Source organism: Ornithinicoccus hortensis (genome assembly GCF_006716185.1).
Classification (GTDB): domain Bacteria; phylum Actinomycetota; class Actinomycetes; order Actinomycetales; family Dermatophilaceae; genus Ornithinicoccus; species Ornithinicoccus hortensis.
This window is the reverse complement of sequence record NZ_VFOP01000001.1, coordinates 3,579,755-3,605,671: the sequence shown is the minus strand read 5'-3', so window position 1 is coordinate 3,605,671 and position 25,917 is coordinate 3,579,755. Positions and strand designations below refer to the sequence as shown.

At 72.1% G+C, this 25,917-nt stretch carries 21 protein-coding genes; 16 read left to right on the top strand and 5 right to left on the bottom strand.

Annotated features, from left to right (window positions below; all coding sequences use genetic code 11):
• Positions 1–152 precede the first annotated feature (152 nt).
• Both FB467_RS16840 and FB467_RS16835 read left to right on the top strand, forming a co-directional pair.
• A complete protein-coding gene (locus FB467_RS16840) occupies positions 153–794 on the top strand; it encodes a winged helix-turn-helix domain-containing protein (RefSeq protein ID WP_141786122.1) in 642 nt (213 codons plus the stop codon).
• 307 nt (positions 795–1,101) lie between these two features.
• Positions 1,102–6,312 carry a cell wall-binding repeat-containing protein gene (locus FB467_RS16835; protein WP_228393429.1) on the top strand — a complete coding sequence of 1,737 codons (5,211 nt, stop codon included), beginning with the start codon at positions 1,102–1,104 and terminating at the stop codon, positions 6,310–6,312.
• A 289-nt stretch (positions 6,313–6,601) separates the two neighbouring features.
• On the opposite strand, the gene FB467_RS16830 is transcribed toward FB467_RS16835, so the two are convergent.
• The 4 genes from FB467_RS16830 to FB467_RS16815 form a co-directional block, all read right to left on the bottom strand.
• Positions 6,602–7,510, bottom strand: coding sequence for an HhH-GPD family protein (locus FB467_RS16830; RefSeq protein WP_280525447.1), 909 nt, complete (start codon positions 7,508–7,510; stop codon positions 6,602–6,604).
• Between the two features lie 14 nt (positions 7,511–7,524).
• Positions 7,525–8,625 carry a DNA integrity scanning diadenylate cyclase DisA gene (gene disA / locus FB467_RS16825; protein WP_141786120.1) on the bottom strand — a complete coding sequence of 367 codons (1,101 nt, stop codon included), beginning with the start codon at positions 8,623–8,625 and terminating at the stop codon, positions 7,525–7,527.
• 163 nt (positions 8,626–8,788) lie between these two features.
• Entirely contained in the window at positions 8,789–10,150 is a 1,362-nt protein-coding gene (gene radA, locus FB467_RS16820) for a DNA repair protein RadA (RefSeq protein ID WP_141786119.1), read from the bottom strand.
• A gap of 9 nt (positions 10,151–10,159) precedes the next feature.
• Entirely contained in the window at positions 10,160–11,044 is an 885-nt protein-coding gene (locus FB467_RS16815) for a DUF3109 family protein (RefSeq protein ID WP_141786118.1), read from the bottom strand.
• Between the two features lie 61 nt (positions 11,045–11,105).
• On the opposite strand from FB467_RS16815, the gene FB467_RS16810 reads away from it, so the two are divergent.
• From FB467_RS16810 to FB467_RS16760, 11 genes are all read left to right on the top strand, one after another.
• Positions 11,106–12,452 (top strand): MFS transporter, encoded by a 1,347-nt coding sequence (locus FB467_RS16810; protein ID WP_170230810.1) that lies wholly within the window; start codon positions 11,106–11,108, stop codon positions 12,450–12,452.
• Positions 12,453–12,462: 10 nt separating this feature from the next.
• Entirely contained in the window at positions 12,463–13,389 is a 927-nt protein-coding gene (locus FB467_RS16805) for a Ppx/GppA family phosphatase (protein WP_141786116.1), read from the top strand.
• Positions 13,386–14,192 carry a sugar phosphate isomerase/epimerase family protein gene (locus FB467_RS16800; RefSeq protein ID WP_141786115.1) on the top strand — a complete coding sequence of 269 codons (807 nt, stop codon included), beginning with the start codon at positions 13,386–13,388 and terminating at the stop codon, positions 14,190–14,192. The genes FB467_RS16805 and FB467_RS16800 overlap by 4 nt, the downstream gene beginning before the upstream one ends.
• 10 nt (positions 14,193–14,202) lie before the next feature.
• Positions 14,203–14,940 carry an ABC transporter ATP-binding protein gene (locus FB467_RS16795; protein ID WP_141786114.1) on the top strand — a complete coding sequence of 246 codons (738 nt, stop codon included), beginning with the start codon at positions 14,203–14,205 and terminating at the stop codon, positions 14,938–14,940.
• Positions 14,937–15,671, top strand: a complete 735-nt coding sequence (locus FB467_RS16790) for an ABC transporter permease (RefSeq protein ID WP_141786113.1) — start codon at positions 14,937–14,939, stop codon at positions 15,669–15,671. Before FB467_RS16795 ends, FB467_RS16790 begins: the two co-directional genes overlap by 4 nt.
• A 151-nt stretch (positions 15,672–15,822) precedes the next feature.
• Positions 15,823–17,361, top strand: a complete 1,539-nt coding sequence (locus tag FB467_RS16785; protein ID WP_228393288.1) for an aldehyde dehydrogenase family protein — start codon at positions 15,823–15,825, stop codon at positions 17,359–17,361.
• 113 nt (positions 17,362–17,474) lie between these two features.
• Positions 17,475–18,848, top strand: a complete 1,374-nt coding sequence (locus FB467_RS16780) for an aminotransferase class III-fold pyridoxal phosphate-dependent enzyme (RefSeq protein ID WP_141786111.1) — start codon at positions 17,475–17,477, stop codon at positions 18,846–18,848.
• Between the two features lie 69 nt (positions 18,849–18,917).
• Entirely contained in the window at positions 18,918–20,240 is a 1,323-nt protein-coding gene (locus FB467_RS16775) for an aminotransferase family protein (RefSeq protein WP_228393289.1), read from the top strand.
• A 635-nt stretch (positions 20,241–20,875) separates the two neighbouring features.
• Entirely contained in the window at positions 20,876–21,787 is a 912-nt protein-coding gene (locus FB467_RS16770; protein WP_244932750.1) for a proline dehydrogenase family protein, read from the top strand.
• Positions 21,788–21,823: 36 nt separating this feature from the next.
• Positions 21,824–22,627: a pyrroline-5-carboxylate reductase gene (gene proC / locus FB467_RS16765; RefSeq protein WP_141786109.1), complete on the top strand. Its 804-nt coding sequence runs from the start codon at positions 21,824–21,826 to the stop codon at positions 22,625–22,627.
• Positions 22,628–22,706: 79 nt separating this feature from the next.
• Positions 22,707–23,240: a GNAT family N-acetyltransferase gene (locus tag FB467_RS16760; RefSeq protein WP_141786108.1), complete on the top strand. Its 534-nt coding sequence runs from the start codon at positions 22,707–22,709 to the stop codon at positions 23,238–23,240.
• 36 nt (positions 23,241–23,276) lie between these two features.
• Here the strand turns inward: FB467_RS16760 and FB467_RS16755 are convergent, their stop codons facing one another.
• On the bottom strand, positions 23,277–23,945 hold the full coding sequence (locus tag FB467_RS16755; protein ID WP_141786107.1) for a potassium channel family protein: 669 nt from the start codon (positions 23,943–23,945) through the stop codon (positions 23,277–23,279).
• 48 nt (positions 23,946–23,993) lie between these two features.
• On the opposite strand from FB467_RS16755, the gene FB467_RS16750 reads away from it, so the two are divergent.
• The 3 genes from FB467_RS16750 (at position 23,994) to FB467_RS16740 (ending at position 25,827) form a co-directional block, all read left to right on the top strand.
• Complete coding sequence (locus FB467_RS16750) at positions 23,994–25,181, top strand: acetoin utilization protein AcuC (protein WP_141786106.1); 1,188 nt, start codon at positions 23,994–23,996, stop codon at positions 25,179–25,181.
• A 211-nt stretch (positions 25,182–25,392) separates the two neighbouring features.
• Entirely contained in the window at positions 25,393–25,593 is a 201-nt protein-coding gene (locus FB467_RS16745; RefSeq protein WP_141786105.1) for a helix-turn-helix domain-containing protein, read from the top strand.
• A 135-nt stretch (positions 25,594–25,728) separates the two neighbouring features.
• Entirely contained in the window at positions 25,729–25,827 is a 99-nt protein-coding gene (locus FB467_RS16740; RefSeq protein ID WP_003792170.1) for a 30S ribosomal protein bS22, read from the top strand.
• Positions 25,828–25,917: the final 90 nt, after the last annotated feature.

Below are 25,917 nucleotides of genomic sequence, written 5' to 3'. Positions count from 1 at the left end.
CAGGGCAGCAAACTTCAAGGGAGACTAAAGAACTGGCAACGTCTTGGCCGTAACGCTTGCGGTACCACCCGGTATCCGGGAGGTTGCTGGAAGGCGGAGGGAACCGGGGATCCAGTGGGGGTCCTCACCTCGCAGGCGGGAGGCGCTGACGGATGACCCAGGTTGTTCCGTTCCTGATGGGAGCGGAGAGTACTGGTGCCCCATCCGTCGCGACCTCAGACCTGTTGGTCCTGGTCGCGGAGACGGTCGAGCAGCGGACCCGGCTGATGGCCCGCCTCGGTGCCCTGGGGCCGGTCCTCGTGGTGTCCTCCGCGGAGGAGGCGCAACGCATCCTCGCGGGCACGGCCGCACCTGCCGAGCGGGTGGCGGGCCAGGCCCCCGCCGGCCACGGCGCCGAAGTTCCGGACCGCGCGTCCGGTAGCGGAGCGCGGGAGCGTCCCCGCCCGACCCCTCCGGTGGCCCTGTTGGCGGCCCCGGGCCTGCGCATCGTCGCCGACCGTCAGGTGCTGACCGCCGGGACCCGCGAGGTGCAACTTACGCCGCTGGAGTTCGCGCTGTTCAGTGCGCTCGCCAGTGACCTGGGTCGGGTCTGGTCCTTCGCCGCCCTCTCCGAGCAGGTCTGGGGGACCCCGCACGTCGGTGACGCCTCCCAGGTCCACGCGGTCGTGAAGCGGCTGCGGCGCAAGCTCAACAACCTGCCGGCCCCGATCGTCGTCGAGGCGGTCCGGGGCATCGGCTTCCGGGCCGTGACCCGGCGGCACATCTCCGCGGTAGGCCCGAAGCCAGGGTCCTGAACAGCGCAGACGCCGCACCGCCGGTTGCCCCGAGGGGCCGGCGGACGTCTGGCGTTGCTGCGAAGTTCCCGCTGTCCAGGAACTGCCCACGTTGTCCACGGATTGTCCATCCAGATCCGTTGTCCGCAGGCTTTCCGCTTCCTAGCGTCAAAGGGTCGGGGTCATCCCGAAATTCCGTAACGCCTCAGGAGGAAACACCGTGGCAATACATCAACACCGGAGGGGGTGGCTCGTCGGTCTCGCCGGTGCATCGCTGATTGCATCAGGTTTCGGCGCGACCGTAGCGACCGCCAGCCCGCCGGCCGATATGGCGTCCCCAGGACTCCAGACCGAGAAGGCGCCGGCCAGTATCGACGCCCAGGTCCAGGAAGAACTGGACGCCAAGGGGAGTGCCGAGTTCTGGGTGCACTTCGCCGAGCGGCCGGACCTGACCCAGTTCGCGTCCATCGCGGACTGGGACGCCCGTGGCGAGGCCGTGTACCAGGCCCTGCGCGACACGGCTGAGAAGAGCCAGGCCGACGTCCGCGCCCAGTTGGACGAGCAGGGGGTGAGCTACCAGCACTTCTACATCTCCAACGTGATCAAGGTCGACGCCGGGGATGCCGCGCTGGTGACCTCGCTGGCCGCCGACAAGGGCGTGGACCGGATCATCGCCAGCTTCGAGGTCGAGCAGCCGGACGACGTGCTCGACGAGCCGCAGATGTCCCCGACGGCCGTGGAGTGGGGTGTCGCCGACATCAACGCCGACGACGTCTGGTCCGAGTACGGCGTGACCGGCGAGGGCATCGTCGTGGCCAACATCGACACGGGTGTGCAGTACGACCACCCGGCACTGGTGTCCCACTACCGGGGCAACAACGGTGACGGCACCTTCGACCACAACTACAACTGGTTGGAGGTGCAGGGCAGCAGCGACTTCCCGACCGACTACGACGGCCACGGGTCCCACACGATGGGCACCATGATCGGCGACGACGGCGGGGAGAACCAGATCGGTGTGGCGCCCGGCGCCACCTGGATCGCCACGAGCGGGTGCTGCCCGAGCGATGCCGCCCTGCTGGAGTCCATGGAGTGGGTGCTGGCACCGACGGACCTCAACGGGGAGAACGCCGACGCCTCGAAGCGGCCGCACATCGTCAACAACTCCTGGGGCACCACGCTTCCCTCGAACGACCCGTTCGGTGAGGAGTGGCAGGAGGCCTGGAACGCGTCGGGCATCTTCGGCGTCTTCGCCAACGGCAACAGCGGCTCGGCCTGCAACACCTCCGGGTCGCCCGGCAGCCGTGCGATCAACTACTCGGTGGGCAACTACACGAGCAGCCACGTGATCGCACCGTCCTCCAGCCGGGGCGCCGGCCAGGACGGGGTCATCAAGCCGAACATCTCGGCACCGGGCTCCAACGTGCGTTCCTCCGTCCCCGGCAACGGCTACGCCTCCTACACCGGGACCTCGATGGCCGCCCCGCACGCCGCGGGCGCGGTCGCGCTGCTCTGGTCGGGTGCGCCCAGCCTGGTCGGCGACATCGACGCGACGCGGGCGCTGCTCAACGGCACCGCGATCGACACCGAGGACCTGCAGTGCGGTGGCACCGCCGAGAACAACAACGTCTTCGGTGAGGGCCGCCTGGACGTGCTGGCCGCGATGGAGGAAGCCCCCACGGGCGACACCGGCACGCTGACCGGCACGATCACCGACGCCTCGACCGGGGACCCGATCTCCGGCGCCGCCGTGCACATCAGCGGCGACATCGAGCGCGACCTGACCACCAACGACGAGGGCAAGTACAACGCCCTGCTCACCGCCGGCGACTACGACGTCGACGTCTCCGCCTTCGGGTACGGGGACGACAGCGCCACCGCCACGGTCGTCGCGGAGGAGACCACGACGCAGGACTTCGCGCTGGAGCCGGCCGAGGCCGGCACGATCTCCGGCACGGTGACCGACGCCTCCGGGCACGGCTGGCCGCTGTACGCCGCGATCTCGATCGAGGGCACGCCGGTCCAGGCGTTCAGCGACCCGGAGACCGGTGAGTACACCGTCGAGGTCCCGGCCGGCACGACCTACACGCTGAAGGCCACCGCTCAGTACCCCGGGTACACGGTGGGCAGCGAGGAGGTCGAGGTCACCCCGGACGCGGCGGCCAACGCCACGGTCGACTTCGGGCTGACGGTGGACTCCGAGAGCTGCACGGCTCCCGGCTACCAGCACGTCACCGAGGGCGTGTCCGAGACCTTCGACGGCACCGAGGTGCCCGACGGCTGGACCGTGACCGACGACGCCGACAGCGGGTCGGTCTGGGTCTTCGACGACCCGGGTTCGCGCGGCAACCTCACCGGTGGTGAGGGCGGCTTCGCGATCATCGACAGCGACAACGCCGGCAGCGGCGTCACGCAGGACACCTCGCTGGTGTCCCCGTCCATCGACATGAGCAGCCTCAGCGACCCGGTCGTCGGCTTCAAGCACGACTACAACGCCTTCCTGGGCGCTGGTGAGTCTGGCTCGGTCGAGGTCAGCACCGACGGCGGGTCCACCTGGACCACGCTGGAGTCCTACACCGCGGACACCCGCGGCGAGGTCGTGCTGCCGGCTCCGGACGCTGCCGGTGAGTCCGATGTGCAGGTCCGGTTCCACTACGAGGCCTCCTACGACTACTGGTGGCAGGTCGACGACGTGTTCCTCGGCAACCGCGCCTGTGAGCCGATCGAGGGTGGTCTGGTCGTCGGCAACGTCTACGACCTGAACACCGGCGACGGCATCGTCGGCGCCTCGGTGACCAACCTGGACAACGAGGACGAGAAGGGCGTCACGGCGGCCACCGAGGCCGACGAGAACCTGGACGACGGTTACTACTGGCTGTTCAGCGGCACGCCGGGCAGCCACGCGTTCGAGGCGGCCGCCCGCAACTACGAGTCGAAGTCGGAGGACATCACCGTCGTCGCCGACGACGTGGTCCGTGGCGACTTCGAGCTCGGGGCCGGTCACCTGATGGTCACCCCGGAGTCGATCGACACCGAGGTGGACCTGGGCGACTCCGCGACCGAGGACCTGGTCATCTCCAACGACGGCACCGGCGCGGTCGATGTCGTCCTGGAGGAGATCCCGGGTGACTTCGAGCTGCTCCGTGCGGACGGAACCCGGATGACCCGGGACGAGATCGCGGCCGCCGAGGGCGCGCCGGAGATCAAGCGTGAGGTCGAGACCTCGTTCGCCGCGGCGCCCGCCAACGGTGCCGCCGGTGACTTCGAGGCTGAGGCCACGCCGTCCGACGAGCCCTGGGTCGACCTGGGCGCCCTGCCGGCCACGGTGATGGACAACCGCGTCGTCTCGCTCGACGGCGACTGGTACTCCATCGGTGGCACCGACGGCACCGCGTCGCGCGACACCGTGCTGAAGTACGACAACGAGGCGCTGGCATGGACCGAGGTGGCTCCGCTGCCCGCTCCGGGTCAGGCTGTCTCGGTGGGTGCGATCAACGGTCAGCTCGTCGTCGCCGGCGGCTGGTCCGACGGTGACCCGGTGACCTCGACGTACATCTACGACCCGGACAGCGATGCCTGGACCGAGGGTGCGGAGGCGCCGTCCGCGGTGTCCGCCGCGGGTCAGGCCGTCGCCGGTGGGAAGCTCTACACCGTCGGTGGGTGCACCACCGCGGACTGCACCCCGATGGGCACCGGCGTGGCGGCATACGACGTCGCGTCCGACAGCTGGACCGAACTGGCGGACTACCCCGCCCCGGTCGCCTTCGCCTCCTGTGGTGGCATCGGCGACGCGATCTACTGCACCGGCGGTAACGGTGGTGCGGCGGGGACCGCGGACAGCTACGTCTACGACACGGCCTCGGACACCTGGAGCGCCATCGCTGACGCTCCGGTCGACACCTGGGCGAGCAATTACGCCGTCGCCAACGGCCAGTTGATCGTCAACGGTGGTGTCCAGGGCGCTTCGGTGAGCAACACCACGTTCGCCTACGACCCGGAGACCGACGCCTGGGAGGACCTGCCGAACTCCAACACGGCGGTCTACCGCGGTGGCGCGGCCTGTGGCTTCGCCAAGGTCGGTGGATCCTCCGGCGGCTTCACCCCGACTCCCGACGCCGAGCAGCTGCCCGGCTACGACGAGTGCGGGTCGGCCGGCGGAGAGGTCGACTGGCTGGAGCTGTCGCAGACCGAGTTCACCGTGCCGGCAGGCGAGGAGGTGACCGTCGAGGTCACCACCAACGGTGACGTCCCGCAGCCGGGTACCTACTCGGCCGCGATCCGGGTGTCCTCCAACGCCCCGGGCGCTGCGCCCGAGGTGCCGGTCACCATGACGGTGAACGCGCCGCTGTTCTGGGGCAAGCTCCAGGGCCTGGTCCAGGGTGAGACCTGCGAGGGCGAGGCCAGCCCGCTGGCCGGAGCCGGCGTGGACATCTCCCCGAACGGCGACCACCCGGGGTGGTTCCTGACCACCACGGCCGAGGGCACCTACGCGACGTGGTTCGACACCCGCGTCGGGGAGTCCGACGTCACGGCCACGAAGGACGGCTACCGTCCGGAGTCGGCCGCGGTGACGGTGCCGCGCGGTGAGACGGTCACGCAGGACTTCGACCTGCTGGACGCCTCCTGCGTCGAGGAGCCGGGCCCGGTCCACCCCGACGTCGTGCGGCTGTCCGGTTCCGACCGGTACGGCACCGCGGCGGCGATCTCGGGCCTGTATGACGAGTCCGACACGGTGTTCGTGGCGACCGGTCGCGACTACCCGGACGCGCTGGCCTCGGCCGCGCTGGCCGGGTCGGTCGAGGCGCCGGTCCTGCTGACCCGTCCGGACTTCGTGCCCCCGCAGACGCTCACCGAGCTGGGTCGCCTCGGCCCGGCGAACGTGATCGTCCTCGGTGGGACGAGCGCCGTCTCGAACGACGTACTCGAGGCGATCGGCGACCACCTGCCGGACGCCGACATCAGCCGCCTGCGCGGCTCTGACCGGTACGAGACCGCTGCGGCGATCGCCCAGGAGTTCGACTCGGCCGACGTCGTGTACGTCGCCACGGGGCGCAACTACCCGGACGCGCTGGCCGGCGCGGCCCGCGCCGGTGCCCTGGACGGGCCGGTCCTGCTGGTCCGCCCGGACGAGGTGCCGTTCGCGACCGAGACGGAGCTGAACCGGTTGAACCCGACCGACATCAAGGTGCTCGGTGGCACCGAGGCCGTGTCCGAGGACGTGGTCGAGGCGCTGGGTGAGTTCGGTGCGGTCGAGCGGCTGCGCGGCGACACCCGGTACGAGACCGCGGTGCAGATCTCGGCGGACTACGAGACGAACGCCAATGTCTTCGTGGCCTCGGGTCAGAACTGGCCGGACGCCCTGGCCGGAGCGGCTCGCGCCGGTCTGGTCGAAGCTCCGGTGCTGCTGACCAAGCCGACCGAGATCCCGGACTCCACCTGGGCCGAGCTCGAGCGGCTCAAGCCGGGCACGGTCTACGTGCTCGGTGGGACGACGGCGGTCTCCACCGAGGTGGCCGAGGAGTTGGCCACCCTGGAGTGACCGTCGGGTGACCTAACCCCAACCCCCATCGAGACCGCGCCCCGGGAAGCCATCCCGGGGCGCGGTCCCGTGTCCGGGGGCGGTACGGGCGGGGAGTGGGCCGGGCATGTCGGGGGCGAGACAGGGGTCAGCCTCGGGTGGAGATCGCCAGACCACGCGTTCGGTCAGGGGTACAGACCGCCAGACCACGCGTTCGGTCAGGGGTACAGACCGCCAGACCACGCGTTCGGTCAGGGGTACAGACCGCCAGACGGCACGTCCGGTCGGGGTAGGGGGGATGGGCCAGGAGTCAGGCCGGGAAGGCGTAGCCGCCAGGCACCTGCTCGAGCAGGCCGTCCTCCAGCAGGCTGGCCAGGCACCGGTCCCGCTGCGCGGCGTCCGGCCAGACCGGTGCCAGGTCCGCCGCAGGGACCGGGCCCGTCCCGGACCGCACCCGGTCGACCAGGAGCCCCCGGCACTGCCGGTCGGTGCCCTGCCACCGTTGCGGGGCGCGCACCGGGCCGTCGTATGCCGGATGGCCCGCCAGGGCCCACCGACAGACAGGGGCGAGGGGACAGTCGGCGCAGCGGGGGTTGCGGGCGGTGCACACCAGCGCCCCCAGCTCCATCACCGCGACGTTCCAGGTGGCGGACGTCGCCGGGTCGTGGGGCAGCACGCCCTCGGCCAGCCGGCGCTCTGCCGCCGTGAGCGACGGTGCTCCCTGGCCGGTCCCGCCGCAGGCCCTGGCCAGCACCCGGCGGACGTTGGTGTCCAGCACCACCGCGCGCACCCCGAACGCAAAGGCCCCGACGGCGGCCGCGGTGTACTCACCGACACCTGGCAGGCTGCGCAGTTCCTCGGGGGTGGCAGGCACCTGCCCGTCGAAGCGTTCGGTGATGGCGGTGGCCGCGGCGTGCAGCCGCAGCGCCCGGCGGGGGTAGCCGAGCCGGCCCCAGGCACGGACCGCCTCCCCGGCGGGTTCGGCCGCCAGGTCGGGCGGCGTCGGCCAGCGGCGTAACCACTCCCGCCAGACCTGTTCGACCCGGGCGACCGGCGTCTGCTGCAGCATCACCTCCGAGACCAGCACGCCCCAGGGGGAGCAGTCGGGGTCGCGCCACGGCAGGGTCCGGGCGTGCTCGGCATACCAGGGCAGCACCCGGGCGTGCAGCTCGGCGGGTGCCGGGGGCGCGGGTGGGCGCGGGGGGACTGCGGAGGGCACGGCGGCGGGGTGGCTCAGACGTAGCGCTCGAGGATGCTGGACTCGGCCAGGCGGGACAGCCCCTCCCGGACCGCGCGGGCCCGGCTGTCCCCGACCCCGTCGACGACCTGCAGCTCCTCCACGCCCGCGGACAGCAGGTCCTGCAGCGAGCCGAACTCCTCGATGAGCCGGTCCACGATGACCCCGGGCAGCCGCGGGATCCGGGACAGCAGGCGGAACCCGCGGGGGACGACCGAGGAGTCCAGGGCGTCGCCGACCACGACGAAGCCCAGGCAGCGGGCGACCGAGGTGAGGTCGAGCAGGTCCGTCGAGGACAGCTTGGACAGGCAGTCCAGCACCGACTCGACCGAGCGGGGGTGCTTGGCCGAGTCGATGTAGTCCCGGACCACGAGCTCGCGGTCGTTGCCGAGCCCCCCGGTGAGCTCCTCCAGCTGCAGGCTCATCAACCGGCCGTCGGTCCCGAGCTCGAGGGCGTACTGCTCGATCTCGTCGCTGATCCGGCGCACCATCTCCAGGCGTTGCAGCACCGCGGTGACGTCCCGGATCGTGACCAGGTCCTCGATCTCCAGGGCGGACAACGTGCCGCTCACCTCGTCGAGGCGGGACTTGTAGCGCTCCAGCGTCTGCAGCGCCTGGTTGGCCCGGGACAGGATCTGGCTGGAGTCCTCCAGGACGTGCCGCAGGTTGCCGACGTAGACGGCCACGATGGCCATCGACTGGCTGACCGACACCACGGGGTGCCCGGTCTGCTTGGCCACCCGCTCGGCGGTGCGGTGCCGGGTGCCGCTCTCCCGGGTCTCGATGGTGGGGTCGGGCACCAGCTGGGTGGCCGCCCGCATGATCTTGGTCCCGTCCCGGTCCAGCACGATCGCGCCGTCCATCTTGGCCAGCTCGCGCAGGCCGGTGCTGGAGAACTCGACGCCCAGCTCGAACCCGCCGGTGCACAGCGACTCCATGGTGCGGTCGTAGCCGAGCACGATCAGCGCCCCGGTCCGGCCACGCAGGATGCGCTCCAGGCCGTCGCGCAGTTCGGTGCCGGGGGCCACCGCGGCCAGCGTGGTGCGCAAGAGGTCTTCGTCGCGGCGGTCCACCGAGGGCTCCGTCCTGGGGTGCATCGAGGTCGTGGTCAGACGCTGGAGATTCTAACGAGGGCAGGTGCTCGACGCGCCGGGTCCGCGGGGGTTGTGACCCGAATGAGACCAAGGCGACGACGGGCGCGAGTCGGCCCCTGGGGCGAGCCGCCCGGGCGGCGTGGACGGTGGGCGACCGGCGGGTCGTTCAGCCCGCGTGCGCCCCCAGCACGGCCTCGGCCAGGGTGCTGGCCTCGAAGACCGTCATCGACGACGGCGGCCGCCCCTCGGTGAGCGAGCCGGCGGGCACGACCGCGCGGTGGAACCCGATCCGGGCCGCCTCCGCAAGCCGCCGGGGCAGCCCGGTGACCGGGCGCAGGTCGCCGGCCAGGCCCACCTCGCCGACCGCGATGGTGCCCTGGGGCAGGGCCCGGTCGAAGCGGGCCCCGGCGACCGCGAGGGCGACGGCGAGGTCGGCGGACGGTTCACCGAGGCGGACCCCGCCGACGGTCGAGGCGTAGCAGTCGTGGTTGCCGAGGAAGACGTCCGCCCGGCGGGTCAGCACGGCGAGCACCATGGCCAGCCGGGAGCTGTCCAGCCCGCTCGTGGTGCGCCGGGGGTTGCCGTGGGCCTCGGTGACCAGCGCCTGCACCTCGGCGACCAGCGGGCGGCGTCCCTCCAGGGTGACGGTGACGCAGGTGCCGGGGACGGCGCGGTCCCGGTTGGTCAGGAACAGGCCGGACGGGTCGGGCAGGCCGACGATGCCGGAGTCGCCCATGTCGAAGCAGCCGACCTCGTCGGTGGGGCCGAACCGGTTCTTCACCGCGCGGACGAGCCGGAGGCGGGAGTGGCGCTCGCCCTCGAACTGCACCACGACGTCGACCAGGTGCTCCAGCACCCGGGGCCCGGCGATGGCACCGTCCTTGGTCACGTGGCCGATCAGCACGGCCGCGGTGTCGGTGCGCTTGGCCGCCTGGATCAGCGCCGAGGCGACCTCGCGGACCTGGCTGACGTTGCCCGCGGCACCCTCGACGTCGACGCTGGCCACGGTCTGCACGGAGTCGACGACCACCAGGGAGGGCCGCAGCTTCTCCAGGTGGCCGAGCACCGCGCCGAGGTCGGTCTCGGAGGCCAGGTAGAGGGTGTCGGCCACCGCGCCGATCCGCTCCGCGCGCAGCCGCACCTGGGCCGCCGACTCCTCTCCCGAGACGTACAGCACGGTGCGCCCCTCGCGGGCGGCCCGGGCCGCGACGTCGAGCGCCAGGGTCGACTTGCCGATGCCGGGCTCGCCGGCCATCAGCACGACCGCGCCGGGCACAAGACCCCCGCCCAGCACGCGGTCGAACTCGCCGACCCCGGTGGAGGCCGCCCGGGCCAGGGTCAGGTCGACCGAGGCGATCGGGACGGCGGGGCGCTCGGGCACCACCGAGGCGGTGCGGGCCGGGGCCTGACCGACCTCGGCGACGGTCCCCCAGGCCTGGCACTCGCCGCACCGACCGACCCACTTGATCGTCGTCCAGCCGCACTCGGTGCAGCGCAGGGTCGGGGTGCGCGAGGTCTTGGTAGCCACGGGACCAACCTAGGTGCCGTCACCGACACCGCTGGCGCCAGCGCCCCGGGCGCGGACGGTGGCGGGGTGGACCAGGAGCGGGAGCTGGCGCCGGCCGGCGGGGCCCACGGCGCCCGGGGCGTCCGCCGGGCCGGTGCTGCGCGCCGGGCCCACGGCGCCCAGGTGCGCCTCGCAGTGGGCGGCCAGCTCGGCATACGCCTGCGGCCCGACCAGCTCGACCAGCTCGTCGCGCAGGCTCAGGAAGACCGGCTCGGCGGCCGTGTGGGCCTGCGGGTTGCCGGTGCAGTACCAGTCCAGGTCGTGACCACCCGGGCCCCAGCCACGGCGGTCGTACTCGGTGATCGTGATCTCCAGGTAGGACGTCTCGTCAGGCAGCTCGACCGTGCGGTAGGACCGCCGCACCGGCAGCTGCCAGCAGACGTCGGGCTTGGTGGTCAGCGGCGGCACCCCCGTGGCGACGGCGTGCTGGTGCAGGGCGCACCCGGCACCGGCGGGGAAGCCGGGGCGGTTCAGGAACACGCAACCGCCGTCCACCACCCGCGTGGTGACCGTGGAGCCGTCCTCGTCCAGGTCCCGCCACCCCTCGGGCAGGCCGTGGAACTGCCACTCGTCCGGGCCGAGGTCGGCGGCGACCGCGGCGACGCGGGCGACGTCGTCGGCGTCGGTGAAGTGCGCGCCGAGGGTGCAACACCCGTCGTCCGGTCGGTCGGCGTATATCCCCGGGCAGCCCTGGCCGAAGATGCAGTGCCAGGAGGAGGTCAGCCAGGTGAGGTCGCAGCGCAGCCGCTGCGCGGGCTCGGCCGGGTCGGTGAACTCCACCCAGGTGCGCGCCGTGTCCAGCGGGGTCTCCAGGGGCGTCGTCACGAAAGTGGCTCCCGGCCCGGTGCTGCCCATGGGGACCACTCTAGGTGGGTCTGCCTCCGGCCGGTCCGGGACGCGGCCCTACAGTCGTGGTATGCCGCGACCCCACCTCCCACCGTTCACCGGAACGGTCGTGGGGGCCAGCCTGATGACCACGCTGGGCACGCTGCCGGTCTTCCTGCTCAGCTCCCAGTCGGTCTTCGTCCGGGAGGAGCTGGGCTTCGACGAGGTCCGGTTCGGGATCGCGGTGAGCGTCTTCTTCGGCTCGGCAGCTCTCGCGGCGCTGCTCGGGGGCGGGCTCACCGACCGGATGGGGCGGCGCCGCAGCACCATCTTGGCGGGGGCGATCGCCGCGGTCGGCGGCCTCGGGGTGGCTCTCCTGGCGCACTCGTGGGTGGTCCTGCTCGGGCTGCTGGTCCTCCTCGGGATGGCCAACGCGGCCTGCCAGGTGACCGCCAACCTGACGATGGCCCGGGTGATCCCGGCCCACCGCCGCGGGCTCGGCTTCGGGATCAAGCAGTCCGCCATCCCGATCTCGATCATGCTGGCCGGCCTGGCGGTGCCCACGCTCGGCGCCTTCGGCTGGTGGCGGTGGACCTTCGCCGCCACCGGGGTCGGCGGGCTCCTGGTGCTGCTCTCCGGCCTCCGGCTGCCGCGCACCGTGGAAGGGCCCGTGGCCGCCGGGGCGGAACGGGACCGGCCACCGATGCGCGCCCTGGTCATCACCCTGCTGGCGATCACCCTGGCCAGCGCGGCGGCGAACTCCCTCGGCTCGTTCCTGGCCTCCTGGGGGTTCCACGTCGGGCTCACCCCGAGCGAGGCCGGGGTGCTGATGGCCGTGGGCAGCGGGGCGAACCTCGTCCTGCGGGTGCTGCTCGGCCACCGCGCCGACGGGCGGCACGGACGGAACCTGCCGGGCGTGGCGCTGCAGATGGTCATCGGGGGACTGGCCCTGGGGGTGCTCGCGATCGAGTCGCCCGCCACGGTGGTCCTCGCCGGCTTCGTCGCCTTCGCGCTCGGGTGGTCCTGGCCGGGTCTGCTGCTGTATGCCGTCGTCCGGGTCGGGCGCGACGCGCCGGGGGCCGCGTCGGGCATGGTGCAGGGTGGGGCCTTCATCGGCGGCGCCACCGGGCCCGCCCTGTTCGGGGCCGTCGTCGGGTGGGTGGGCTACCAGGCCGCCTGGGGCATCGCCGGGGTGCTCTTCGTGGCCGCGGGGGCGCTCATCCTGGCGGCCCGGAAGGTGTTCCTGGCCGACCTCGTCAACCGGCCACCGGTGCGGCAGATCTCCTACGGCGGAGGACGGGGCCGACCCGCCCACGTGACGGCACCCCATACGCTCGTGCCCACCCCCGCCGAGGCCGTGCCGGATGCCCCGCCCGACGCTCCCCGGCCGGACCCGGACGGGACCGCGGGTGCGGCAACCCGGCCCCGGGGGGACTAACCTGCAGAACATGCGCCTGGGTGTGATCGACGTCGGATCCAATACCGTGCACCTGTTGGTGGTCGACGCCTACTCGGGGGCGCACCCACTCCCGGACTACTCGCACAAGGTGGTCCTGCGGCTGGCCGAGCACCTCACCCCCGACGGCGACATCTCGGCGGCCGGCGCGCAGATGCTGACGGACTTCGTGCAGGAGTGCACCGAGGTGGCGGAGAGCCGGGGCGTGTCCGAGCTGATGGGCTTTGCCACCAGCGCGATCCGGGACGCCGGCAACACCGACGAGGTGCTCGCCCAGGTCGAGGCGGCCTCCGGCGTGGGCCTGCAGGTGCTCGCCGGGGAGGACGAGTCCCGGTTGACCTTCCTGGCGGCCCGCCGCTGGTTCGGCTGGTCCTCCGGCCGGTTGCTGCTGGTCGACATCGGCGGCGGATCGCTGGAACTGGCCGCCGGCATCGACGAGGACGCCGACGTCGCGGTCAGCCTGCCGTTGGGGGCAGGACGGCTGACCCGCGAGCTGGACGGCGACCCGCCGACCCCGGGCCAGCTCAAGGAGCTGCGCAAGAACGTCCGGGCGGAAATCGCCGACGTGCGCCGCGACATCAAGAAGGTCGGGGTCCCGGACCGGGTGGTCGGCTCCAGCAAGACGATCCGCGCCCTGGGCCGGGTCTGTGGCGCCGCCCCGAGCGGGGAGGGGCCGTACGTGCGGCGCACCCTCGCCCGGGCCGACCTGACCGCCCGGGTGCCCGAACTCGCGGCGATGACCGCCGCGGAGCGCAGCGCCCTGCCCGGCGTGTCCGAGGCCCGCGCACCGCAGGTGCTGGCCGGGGCGATCGTGGTCGAGTCGGTGATGGAGCTGTTCGACATCGAGGAGCTGGAGATCTGCCCGTGGGCGCTGCGCGAGGGCGTCATCCTGCGGCGATTGGACTGGATGTCGCAATGACGCTGCCGGTCCTGCTGTCCACCGCCTCGGTCTACCCGGAGAACTGCGCCTACGCCTTCGACCTGGCCGAACGTCTCGGCTACGACGGCGTCGAGGTGATGGTCTGGACCGACCCGGTGACCCAGGAGGCCGGGGCGCTGCGGGCCCTCTCGGACCTGCACGGCCTGCCGGTGGGCGCGATCCACGCCCCCACCCTGCTGCTCAGCCAGCGGATCTGGGGCTGGCAGCCGTGGGGCAAGATCGACCGCTCGCTGCAGCTGGCCGCCGACGTCGGCGCGGACACCGTCGTCGTGCACCCACCGTTCCGCTGGCAGCGGGAGTACGCCTCGGGCTTCGTCGAGGGGGTGTCCCGGCGGGAGCAGGACCTGGACGGCATCAAGATCGCGGTCGAGAACATGTTCCCCTGGCGGGCCGCCACCTCCGAGATGCAGGCCTACCTGCCGCACTGGGACCCGCTCGACCAGGACTACGCGCACGTGACCCTGGACGTCTCCCACGCCGCCACCGGGCAGGTCGACGCCGTGGACCTGGCCGAGAAGCTGGGGGCGCGGGTCTCCCACATCCACCTGGCCGACAGCCTCGGCTCCTTCAAGGACGAGCACCTGGTCCCCGGCCGCGGGGACCAGCCGTGCGCCGAGCTGCTCCGGTGGCTGTTGGACCAGGAGTATGCCGGGGCGGTCACCATCGAGGTGGGCACCCGCAAGCTCGATCCGGAACGACGCGAACTCGACCTGGCCGAGGCGCTCGCCTTCACCCGGGAGCACCTTGGCCAGGACCGGGCGCGGACGCCGATACCGGAGTAGATTTCCTCGTATGGCGCCTCCCCGCCTGGCTCCCGATCCCGCGCTCGGCGTGCGGGGCCTGCGGGTCGAGCGCGGCGGGCGGTGCGTCGTGGACATCGAGGCGCTCACCGTGCCGGCCGGCCAGGTGGTCGGGCTGCTCGGGCCCAGCGGCAGCGGCAAGAGCACGCTGCTGCGCACGGTCGTCGGGGTGCAGGTGGTCGCCGCCGGCGAGGTGACCGTGCTGGGACAGCCGGCGGGCTCCGCGGGCCTGCGCCACCGGGTCGGCTACGTGACCCAGACGCCGAGCGTGTACCGCGACCTGACGGTGCGCGACAACCTGGACTACTTCGCCCAGATCCTCCGGGCGCCCTGCGGCGCCGTGGACCGGGCCATCGACCGGGTGGACCTCGGGGACCACGCCGACCGGGAGGTCGCGCGGCTCTCCGGCGGCCAGGCCTCCCGGGTCTCCCTGGCGATGGCGCTCGTGGGCGACCCCGAGCTGCTCGTCCTGGACGAACCCACCGTCGGGCTGGACCCCGTGCTGCGCCGCGACCTGTGGGACCTGTTCCACGAGCTGGCCGACCGGGGGACCACGCTGCTGGTGTCCAGCCACGTGATGGACGAGGCGACCCGGTGCGACCGGCTCGTCCTGCTCCGCGACGGCGCGGTGCTGGCCGACGCCCCCCTGCCGGACCTGCTGGAGGCGACCGGGGCGGCCGATGCCGAGGGAGCCTTCCTGGCCCTCATCGAGCGCGGGGGGCGGCGATGAACCCGGCCCTGACGCTGGCCACCACCCGGCGGGTCCTGGCCCAGCTGCGCGCCGACCACCGCACCCTCGCGCTGCTCCTGGTCGTGCCCTGCGTGCTGATCGGGCTGCTCGCCTGGATCGCCCAGGACACCGGGCTGTTCGACCTCATCGGGGCCCCGGTGCTGGGCATCTTCCCGTTCGTCGTGATGTTCATCGTGACCAGCGTGGCGACGCTGCGGGAGCGGACCGGAGGGACCCTGGAGCGGCTGCTGTCCACGCCGCTGGGGCGGGGTGACTTCCTGCTGGGCTACGCCCTCGCCTTCGGGTCGCTGGCCGTCGTGCAGGGACTCATCGCGACCGGGTTCTCCGTCTGGGTGTGCGGGTTGGAGGTCCGGGGACCGGTCTGGCTGCTGGTGGTCGTGGCGGTGGCCGGCGCGGTCGTCGGCACCGCCCTGGGGCTGTTCGCCAGCGCCTTCGCCCGGACCGAGTTCCAGGCGGTGCAGTTCATGCCGGCGTTCGTGCTGCCCCAGTTCCTGCTCTGTGGGCTGATCGTGCCCCGCGAGCAGCTGCCCCGCGTGCTGGAGTGGCTCTCCGACGTGCTGCCGCTGTCCTACGCGGTGGACGCCATGCTGGCCGTCGCCCGCCAACCCGATCCGCTGCCCGACGTCGCGGTCGACCTGCTGGTGCTGGCCGCCTTCGGGGTCGTCGCGCTGGCGCTCGGCTCGTTGACGCTCCGCCGACGTACCCCCTGAGACATCGAAATGGCGCCTCGGACGGGATAGAGTTCTGTGTGGACGCAGTTCGACAGGAAGATTATCGGTCAAAGAGGCGTCTGACCGGCGATTTTGCAGTTCGCGGGTCCCCGCTGATGAGAGGAAGCCAACGGTGGCTGAGAAGTTCCGCGTGACGTACGCGACCCTGACCGCAGACAACGAGGACATGCACGTGGCCTACGAGGCCGGCATCGAGACGGCGCGCGGCTGGTTGGGCGCCGAGATCGCGGCACCGGGCGACGACAGTCCCGGCGACCCCGTCGAGGTGACCAGCCCCGCCGACCCGGCGGTCGTCATCGCCCGGGTCCGGGCCGCGTCGCCGGCGGCCATCGAGAAGGCGATGGAGGATGCCCGCGCGGCCGCGCCGGAGTGGGCCGGCCGTAGCTGGCAGGACCGGATGGCGGTGATCCGCAAGGTCGGTGACCTGATCTCCGAGTACTCCAACGAGCTGGCCGCCCTGGTGACGATGGAGGTGGGCAAGAACCGGCTGGAGGCGCTCGGCGACGTCGAGGAGGCCGCCGTCTTCTTCCGCTACTACGCCGACCAGATGGAGGCCAACGAGGGCTACGACCGCCCGATGGACAGCCTCACCGCGGCCGAGAAGACCCGCAGCGTGCTCAAGCCGCACGGAGTCTGGGCGGTCATTGCCCCGTTCAACTTCCCCGCCGCCCTCGCCGCAGGGCCGGCCGCGGCCGCGCTGCTGACCGGCAACACGGTGGTGCTCAAGCCCAGCGTCCAGGGCAGCCACACCGCCTGGCGCATCTACCAGATCCTGCTCAAGGCGGGGGTCCCCGAGGGTGCGGTGCAGTTCCTGCCCGGCGGCGACGAGGTCGGCAAGGCCGTCGTCGGCCACCGGGAGGTCGACGGCATCACCTTCACCGGCTCCTACGCGGTCGGCATGTCCATCCTTCGCGACTCCACCGCCGCGGGGTACCCCAAACCGGTCGTGGCCGAGATGGGCGGCAAGAACCCGACGATCGTGGCCGCCTCGGCCGACCTGGACAAGGCCGCCCAGGGTGTCGCCCGGTCCGCGTTCGGCTTCTCCGGGCAGAAGTGCTCGGCCTGCTCCCGGGTCTACGTCGACGCCTCGGTGCACGACGAGTTCCTCGCGAAGCTGGCCGCCAAGGCCGAGGAGGTCACCCCGGCCGACCCGCTGGAGCGGGACACCTTCATGGGCCCGGTGATCGACGCCGACGCCGTCGCCCGGTTCGAGAAGGCGGTGAACCACGCCCGGGAGTCCGGACGGGTCGTCGCCGGTGGCGAGGTCCTCCAGGGCACCGACGGGTTCCCCGGACACTACGTCCAGGCCACGGTCGTGGGCAACCTGCGCTCGGACGACTGGCTGTTCGCCGAGGAGCTGTTCGTCCCGTTCGTCGCGGTCACCGCGGTGGACTCCCTGGACGAGGCGATGGCCCGCGCCAACGAGACCCCGCTCGGCCTGACCGCCGGCTTCTTCTCCGGGGACGACGCGGAGATCGACTGGTTCCTGGACACCATCCACGCCGGGGTCGTCTACGTGAACCGGCCCGCCGGTGCCACCACCGGCGCCTGGCCCGGGGTCCAACCGTTCGGCGGCTGGAAGGGTTCGGGCAGCTCCGGCAAGGCCGGTGGCGGCCTGTATTACCTCGGTCTCTACCTGCGCGAACAGTCCCAGAGCGTCGTGTCCTGACCGGGCGCGTCCGACCCGACCTACGACATGCCCCCGCCGTGGGGCGGTGCCCCCGCCCCACGGCATACCCCGTCCTGCAGAGCGTGCCTGACCGGCACAGAGAGGTGGTCCCGATGACCACGACAGACGTCCGCGCCGAACTCACCGGCACCGGCGAGCAGCAACCCGAGTGGTTCGACCCGCAGCGGCCGGTGCCCGACGTGCGGACCGCGCTGCCCGGCCCGGCGGCCCAGGAGGTGCTGTCCGCGGACGGTGCCGTGACCAGCCCCTCCCTGCCGCGCGCCTACCCGCTGGCGCCGCGTCGCGGGTGGCGCTCGACGCTCGAGGACGTCGACGGCAACCTGTTCCTCGACTTCAACGCCGGGATCGCGGTGAACTCGACCGGGCACGCGCACCCCACCGTCGTGCGGGCGGTGCAGGAGCAGGCGGCCGACCTGCTGCACTACTCCGCGAGCGACTTCTTCCTGCCGATCTACTCGCAGATGTGCCAAGCGCTGGCCGACGTCGCGCCGATGAGCGACCCGGTGCGGGTCTTCCTGACCAACTCCGGCGCCGAGGCCGTCGAGGGTGCGCTCAAGCTGTCGCGCTACGCGACCGGGCGGCCGTACGTGATCAGTTTCAACGGCGCGTTCCACGGCCGGACCTACGGAGCGCTGAGCCTGACCGCCTCGAAGGCGAAGTACCACAAGGGGTTCGGCCCCCTGCTGCCCGGCGTGCACCACGTGCCGTTCGCCGACCCGCGGATCGCCGCGGAGGGCGGGCGCGACACCGGGACGATCGACTACCTGGAGAACACCCTGTTCCGCTACGACGTCGACCCCTCGGAGGTGGCGGCGATCTTCGTCGAGCCGATCCAGGGGGAGGGTGGCTACATCGTGCCCGCCGACGGGTGGATGGCCGACCTGCGCGAGCTGTGCGACCGCTACGGCATCCTGCTGGTCGCCGACGAGGTGCAGTCCGGGGCGGGGCGCACCGGGAAGATGTGGGCCATCGAGCACACCGGGGTCGAGCCGGACATCCTGCTCAGCGCCAAGGGGCTCGCCTCCGGCCTGCCGCTCGGGGCGTTCATCGCGCGGGCCTCGATCATGGAGAGCTGGGGCGTCGGGGCGCACGGCTCGACGTATGGCGGCAGCCCGGTGCCCTGCGCGGCCGGCCTGGCCACGCTGCAGGTGATCCGCGAGGAGGGCCTGCTGGAGAACGCCACGGAGCAGGGCAACGCGCTGCTCGAGGGCCTGCGCGCGCTGCAGGCGCAGCACCCGGACACGCTGGTCGACGTGCGCGGCGTGGGCCTGATGATCGGCATCGAGTTCCCCAGCGGCGAGATCGCCGAGGCGGTGCAGATGGCGGCCTTCGAGCGTGGTCTGCTCGTCCTGGAGGCCGGTGAGAACGTCGTCCGGATGGCCCCGCCCCTGGTGATCGACCGGTCCGAGGTCGAGACCGGGCTGCGGATCCTCGCCGAGGCCGTGGTCGAGGTCGTCGCACGGTGAGCCGGCGCTGAGCGGCGGGGGCGCGTGCGGGTGCTGGAGTGAGGACCCGGTGATGGCGGTGGGTAACCGGTGAGCGGGCACGTCTTCTCCCGGGCCACCGCCGCCGGTCCGCCCCGGGTCAGCCACGCACGCGGCGTGCAGATGTTCGACGAGGAGGGTCGACGCTACCTCGATGCCGCGGGCGGCGCGATCGTGGTCGGGGTCGGTCACGGCCGGGGCGAGGTGGTCGCGGCGATGGCCGAGCAGGCCGGCGCCGTCGCCTATGCCCACGGGTCGGTCTTCACCTCCGAGGTGCTGGAGACCTACGCCCTGGAACTGGCCGAGGTCCTCCCGGTCGACGACCCGCGGGTCTACCCGGTCTCCGGGGGCAGCGAGGCGGTCGAGACGGCCCTGAAGATGGCCCGCGCCTACCACCTCGCCCGGGGGGAGGACCGGTCGGTGGTGATCGGGCGGGTCGGCGCCTACCACGGCAACTCCCGTGGGGCGCTGGACGTCTCCGGTCGACCGTCGCTGCGCCGGCCCTACGAGCCGTGGCTGGGGCACGCCCGGCATACGAGCACGCCCTACGAGTACCGCTGCCCCTTCCCGGACAGCCACCCCGTGGGGTGCGGGGCGCGCCAGGCCGAGGCGTTGGAGGAGCTGATCACCAGCGTGGGGCCCGGGCAGGTGGCGGCGTTCATCGCCGAGCCGGTTGCGGGCGCGGCGCTGGGCGCGTGCGTGCCGCCGGACGACTACTGGCCCGCCGTGGCCGAGGTCTGCCGCCGGCACGGCGTGCTCGTCATCGCCGACGAGGTGATGACCGGCTTCGGACGGACCGGTGCCTGGTTCGGCAGCGACCACTGGGGGCTGCGTCCCGACCTGCTGACGGCGGGCAAGGGCGCGTCGTCGGGCTACTGGCCTTTGGGCCTGGCGGTGGCCAGCGGGCCGGTCCACGAGGCGATCTCGACCGCCGGGTTCGTGCACGGCTTCACCCACTCCCACCACCAGGTCGGTGCCGCCACCGGTCTGGCCGTGCTCCGCCGGCTGCGCGAGGAGCGACTCGTGGAGGCCTCGGCGGATCGTGGCGCGCAATTGGCGGCCGAGATCGTGCGGTCCCTCGGGGCGCACCCGAACGTCGGGGACGTCCGCGGCCGGGGCCTGCTCGTGGGCGTCGAGTTCGTCGCGGACCGGGAGTCCCGCGAGCCCTTCGACCGGTCGCTGCGGGTCACCGAGCGGGTCGTCGCCGCCGCCCGCGAGCTGGGGCTGCTGGTGTACTCCTCCACCGGCTGCGCCGACGGCTCCCGCGGCGACCTCGTCCTCCTCGGCCCACCCCTCGTCGTGACGTCCGAGGAGGTCACCGAGATCGTCGACCTGCTCACCCGCGCCGTCACCTCGGTCCTCCCGCCGCCTTAACCGACCGGACGCGCGAGCTGGCGGCCCCAGACCCCCACCAGACGCGTGAGCGGGCGGTCTCCCACCCCCACCAGACGTGCGAGCGGGCGGCCTCCCACCCCCACCAGACGCGTGAGCTGGCGGGTTCCGACCCTGACCAGACGCATGAGCTGGCGGTGTCTGGCTGCCACCGAACGCGTGAAGTGTCCCTGCGATGTGCGCCCTCACCGGAAGGCGCGCGGCCGATGGTCGCGTTGGCCTTGGCATCCCCCAGAACTGCCCCAAGAGTGCGCACACCTGACCGCACCACCCTGTACGGCGCTGGTTGCTCACACGCGGACCACCCGGGAGCTTCATGCGACCTGCCTACGCGGCTCGAGACCCTCGCCCGGGATCGCCAGGCGAGACGTCCGGTGGGGGCGAATCACCGCCAGCTCACACGTCTGGACGGGTGCTGGGGCCGCCCGCTCACGCGTCTGGACGGGGGCTGGGGCCGCCAGGTGGGACGTCTGGTCGGGGGTGGGGGTGGGCAGGCACTAGCCTGGGGAGAGCCGCCGGTGCCGCGCCGGCGCCGATGACCCGAGGGCGGACGAGGAGGCCCGATGGACCCGGCACAGCTTGATCCGGCCACGTTGATGCGACAGAGCCTCTTGGCGATGTCCCGCAGCACGACGATGCGGGACACCATCGAGAAGGCGCCGGTCAGCCGATCGGTGGTGCAGCGTTTCGTGGCAGGGGAGAGCACCGCCAACGCGGTGGCGGTCGCGGGGGAGCTGGCCGCCACGAACCGGCTGGCGACCATCGACTACCTGGGTGAGGACACCCTGGACCCGGAGATGGCGGCGCACACCCGGGACGCCTACCTGGAGCTGCTGACCGCGCTCGCCGAGGCCGGCGCCACGTCCGACGGCCGGGTCGAGGTGAGCCTGAAGTTGAGTGCGCTGGGGCAGGCGCTGGGGCGGGACGGGGACCGGATCGCGTTGGACAACGCCCGCCGGATCTGCCAGGCCGCCGCGAACGTGGGGACCACGGTGACCCTCGACATGGAGGACCACACCACCACAGACGCCACGCTGGAGACGCTGCGCGAGCTGCGTCAGGACTGGCCGTGGGTGGGGGCGGTGCTGCAGTCCTACCTGTACCGCACGGAGGCGGACTGCCGGGACCTGGCGGGGGAGGGCAGCCGGGTGCGGCTCTGCAAGGGCACCTACCGCGAGCCGGAGTCGGTGGCCTACCAGGACAAGGCGGAGGTCGACAAGGCCTACGTGCGGTGTCTGAAGATCCTGATGGCCGGCGAGGGCTACCCGATGGTGGCCAGCCACGACCCACGGCTCGTCGAGATCGCCGGGGTGCTCGCCGACCGGCACGGTCGGCGGCCGGGTAGTTACGAGTACCAGATGCTGCTCGGGATCCGCCCCGACGAACAGGTCCGGTTGGCGGAGCGGGGCGAGCGGGTCCGCGTCTACATCCCCTACGGCGAGGAATGGTACGGCTACCTGATGCGCCGGATGGCGGAACGACCGTCCAACCTGCGATTCTTCCTGCGCGCCCTGGCCACCCGGGGCTGACGCACCACCGATGACGAGGGGCGAGGAGCACCCAGTATGGAGAGCGTGACCATCATGGGGGCCGGCGTCATGGGCGGCACGCTGCTGTCGGCGCTGGTCCGGGCGGGGCACGACCGGGGCGCCCTGGTCGTCTGTGACCGGGACACCAGGCGCGCCCAGGAGCTGGCCGACGAGCACTTCGTGCGGGCGGCCGGACCTGCGGAGGCGGCCACCAATGCCGACGTGGTCGTGTTGGCGGTCAAGCCGCAGGACATGAACTCCCTGCTCACCGAGCTCACCGGCCACCTCGCGCCCGCCGCCCTGGTGATCTCGATCGCGGCCGGCATCACCACCGACTACCTGGAACAGCGCCTGCCCGAGGGCACCAGCGTGGTCCGGGTGATGCCGAACACCCCCGCGCTGGTGGACCAGGCGATGTCGGTGATGAGTCCGGGTCGGCACTGCACCGACGAGCACCTGGAGCAGGCCGAGCGGCTGCTGACCACCTTCGGCAAGGTCGTCGTGCTCGACGAGAAGCACCTGGATGCGGTGACCGCGCTCAGTGGCAGCGGTCCGGCATACATCTTCTACGTGGTGGAGGCGATGATCGAGGCGGGCGTGCTCCTCGGCCTGCCCCGCTCGACGGCCACCGAGTTGGCCGTGCAGACGCTCTACGGCGCGGCGACGATGATCCGGCAGACGGGGGAGCACCCCACCGTGCTCCGCGAGCAGGTCTCCAGCCCCGGTGGCACCAGCGTCGCCGCGTTGCGCGAGCTGGAGGACCACAAGGTGCGTGCCGCCTTCCTCACCGCCATCGAGGCCGCGGCCCGCAGGTCCCGGGAGTTGTCGGCGGGGAACTGACCTGGTCTGACCTCGCAGCACCGGTCGTTTCCGGGAGGGCGCATCGCACCAGGGGGCCGGGCTGTGGCAAGGTTGGCGCATGACAGAGATCAGCGTGCGGGTGTTGGACGAAGAGCATTGGTCCGATTACAAGGACGTCCGGCTGCGTGCGCTGACCGAGTCCCCCGAGGCGTTCGTGGCCTCCGTCGAGGAGGAGAAGGAATACCCCGAGAGCCGGTGGCGGGACCGGATGAACCGCTCGCGCCGGCTCCTCGCCGAGCGTGACGGTGCCGTCGTGGGGGTAGCCAGCATCGGCCAGGAACGCTACGTCGAGGAGGGCGTGGCGGAACTGTTCGGACTGTGGGTCGCCCCCGAGCAGCGCGGTGCCGGTGTGGCGCGGCGGCTGATGGAGGCCGCGGCGCAGCAGGCGCGCAAGGACGAGATGAAGCACATCGTCTACTGGGTGGGCACCGACAACGGCCGGGCCGTCGCCTTCGCCAGCAGTTTCGGGTTCCGCCCGACCGACAGCCGTCGGCCGATGCGGATCCGCGGTGTGGACACGGACGAGGATGCGGAGGAGACGGCCATGGTGCTGCCCCTGGGGTCCTCCGGGGGCACCCCGACCAACCTCTGAGCGCCCGCTTTCGCCGGCCCCCGCAGCCGGCCCAGGTCAGGGCCGCGCGGCGAGTTGTTCGATGAGCTGGCTGGGCCCGGACACGATCAGCCGGTGGTGCTCGCCGACCTTGGTGTCGGGCACGGCGTGGGTGAAGTCCTCGCCGGGCGCCTTGATGCCCACGATCGTCACGCCGTAGCGCTTGCGGATGTCGCTCTCGGCGAGGGTGAAACCGATCATCTCCTGCGGCGGCGACATCTTCACGATGGCGTAGCCGTCCTCGAACTCGATGTAGCCCTGCATCCTGCCGTTGACGAGGTGGGCCACTCGGCTGCCGGACTCGGCCTCGGGGAAGATCACGTGGTGCACCCCGATCCGCTCGAGCAACCGGGCGTGCTCCCCGGAGACCGCCTTGGCCCAGATCGAGGCGACCCCGGCGTCCACCAGGTTCCCGGCCGTGAGCAGGGACCCTTCGATGGACGTGCCGATCCCCACCACGGCGACCCGGAACGAGCCTGGCTTGGCCTGGCGCATCGCCTCCGGGTCGGTGGCGTCGATGGAGAGCACCCGCATCAGCTTGCGGGAGAACCGCTCGGCCAGCGCGGTGTCCGACTCGATCGCGTGCACCCGGTAGCCGAGGCGGTCCATCTCCATCGCGGCCGCGGCGCCGAACCGGCCCAGCCCGATCACCAGGACGTCCTCGTCGAACAGGCGGTGCTTGCTCATCTGTGCCTCTCCTCGTCTCGCCCGACCGTCGTGGTCTAGCGTGAACCCATGATCGACGCCATGGTCGTCTGGGACCAGCGTTTCACGGCCTACGACTTCGGGCCGGGACACCCCATGCACCCCTCCCGGTTGGACCTGACCCACCGGTTGAGCCAGGACCTGGGGATCCTGGACGCCCCCACGGTGCGGGTGGAGCCGACGGAGGCGGCCACGCGCGAGGACCTGCTGACGGTGCACACCCCCGAACTGGTGGACCGGGTCAGCGAGTTGTCCGCCGACCCGGGGCTGGCCGACGGCTCGTTCGGGCTGGGCAGCGAGGACACCCCCGCCTTCGCCGGGATGCACGAGGCGACCTCGCTGGCCGTGGGCGGCACGCTGAAGGCCTGCCGGGCCGTCTGGGAGGGGCAGGCCGCCCACGCGGTGAACATCGCCGGGGGGCTGCACCACGCGATGCCGGACCGGTCCGCCGGCTTCTGTGTCTACAACGACATCGCGGTGGGGATCTCCTGGCTGCTGGCCCAGGGGGTGGAACGGGTCGCCTACGTCGACCTGGACGTGCACCACGGGGACGGGGTCGAGCGGGTCTTCTGGAACGACCCGAGGGTGCTCACTTGCTCGATCCACGAGAGCGGCCAGGCACTCTTCCCGGGCACCGGCTTCCCCGGCGACACCGGCGGTCCCGACGCCCCGGACAGCGCGGTCAACGTGGCCCTGCCGCCGGGATCCGGCGACACCGCCTGGTTGCGGGCCTTCTACGCGGTCGTGCCGCCGCTGCTGCGCGCCTTCCGCCCCCAGGTGCTGGTCACCCAGCACGGCTGCGACTGCCACTTCGCCGACCCGCTGGCCCACCTCGCCGTCTCGATCGACGGGATGGTCGCCGCCACCGGGGCCGTGCACGACCTGGCGCACGAGCTGTGCGGCGGCCGGTGGGTCGCGCTCGGCGGGGGTGGCTACGAGCTGGTGGACGTCGTCCCGCGGGCCTGGACCCACCTCACCGCCGTGGCCGCGCACCGTCCCGTCCCACTCACCACGGAGGTGCCGCAGTCCTGGCTGGACTACACCAACCAGGTGTATGGCCGGGTCGGGCCGGCGCGGATGGGGGACCTCGGGGGGCGGGACATCGAGTACGGCACGTGGTCGGAGGGCTACCAGCCGGAGGACCCGGTGGACGCCGCCGTCATGGCGAGCCGCCGCGCGTCGTTCCCGCCGTGGGGCCTGGACCCCTGGTTCGACTGACAGCCATCCCTGGGCGAGCGCGACCCAGCCGGCACGAAACAGGCCAGAAAATCGGCGCTTCCAGGCGTGTCGACTGGACAAACCTGCGTCACTACTTTCGCAAACGCACCATCAGCCCCTAGTGTTTACCCGACAGTAAAGGTGCCATGGCCGGAGGGGAAGCCGCGCGGTGGCCCCGATCGAGTGATGTGCGAGAGAACGGAACGCGTCGATGGCTGAGGAAACCCCGATGGCCGGGATGACATTCATGACGGTGGCCGAGGTGGCGGCCGTGATGCGGGTGTCCAAGATGACGGTCTACCGGTTGGTCCACTCCGGTGAGCTGCCCGCCGTGCGGGTAGGGCGCTCGTTCCGGGTGCCGGAGAAGGCCGTCGACGAATACCTGCGCGGTTCCTACCACGGCACCGCCTGACCCGCCGGGCCGCGTTTGGGTCCGCCGGACCCCGCCGGTTACGCTAGGCCGACTGTTCGGTCGGTCCCGCTGCCTGGCGGCACGCGGCCCGTCCGGCCCGATCGACACCCACGAGACGAAGGACATGGTGAGCCAATGGGCTCTGTCATCAAGAAGCGCCGCAAGCGCATGGCGAAGAAGAAGCACCGCAAGTTGTTGCGGAAGACGCGTCACCAGCGTCGCAACAAGAAGTGAGCCTGTGACGGCGCCGGACCCTCGGGGAACGGCGCCGTTGGTTTGTCCGGGGAGCCGTGGTGGGAGGTAGGTTGCACCTCATGAGTTCGC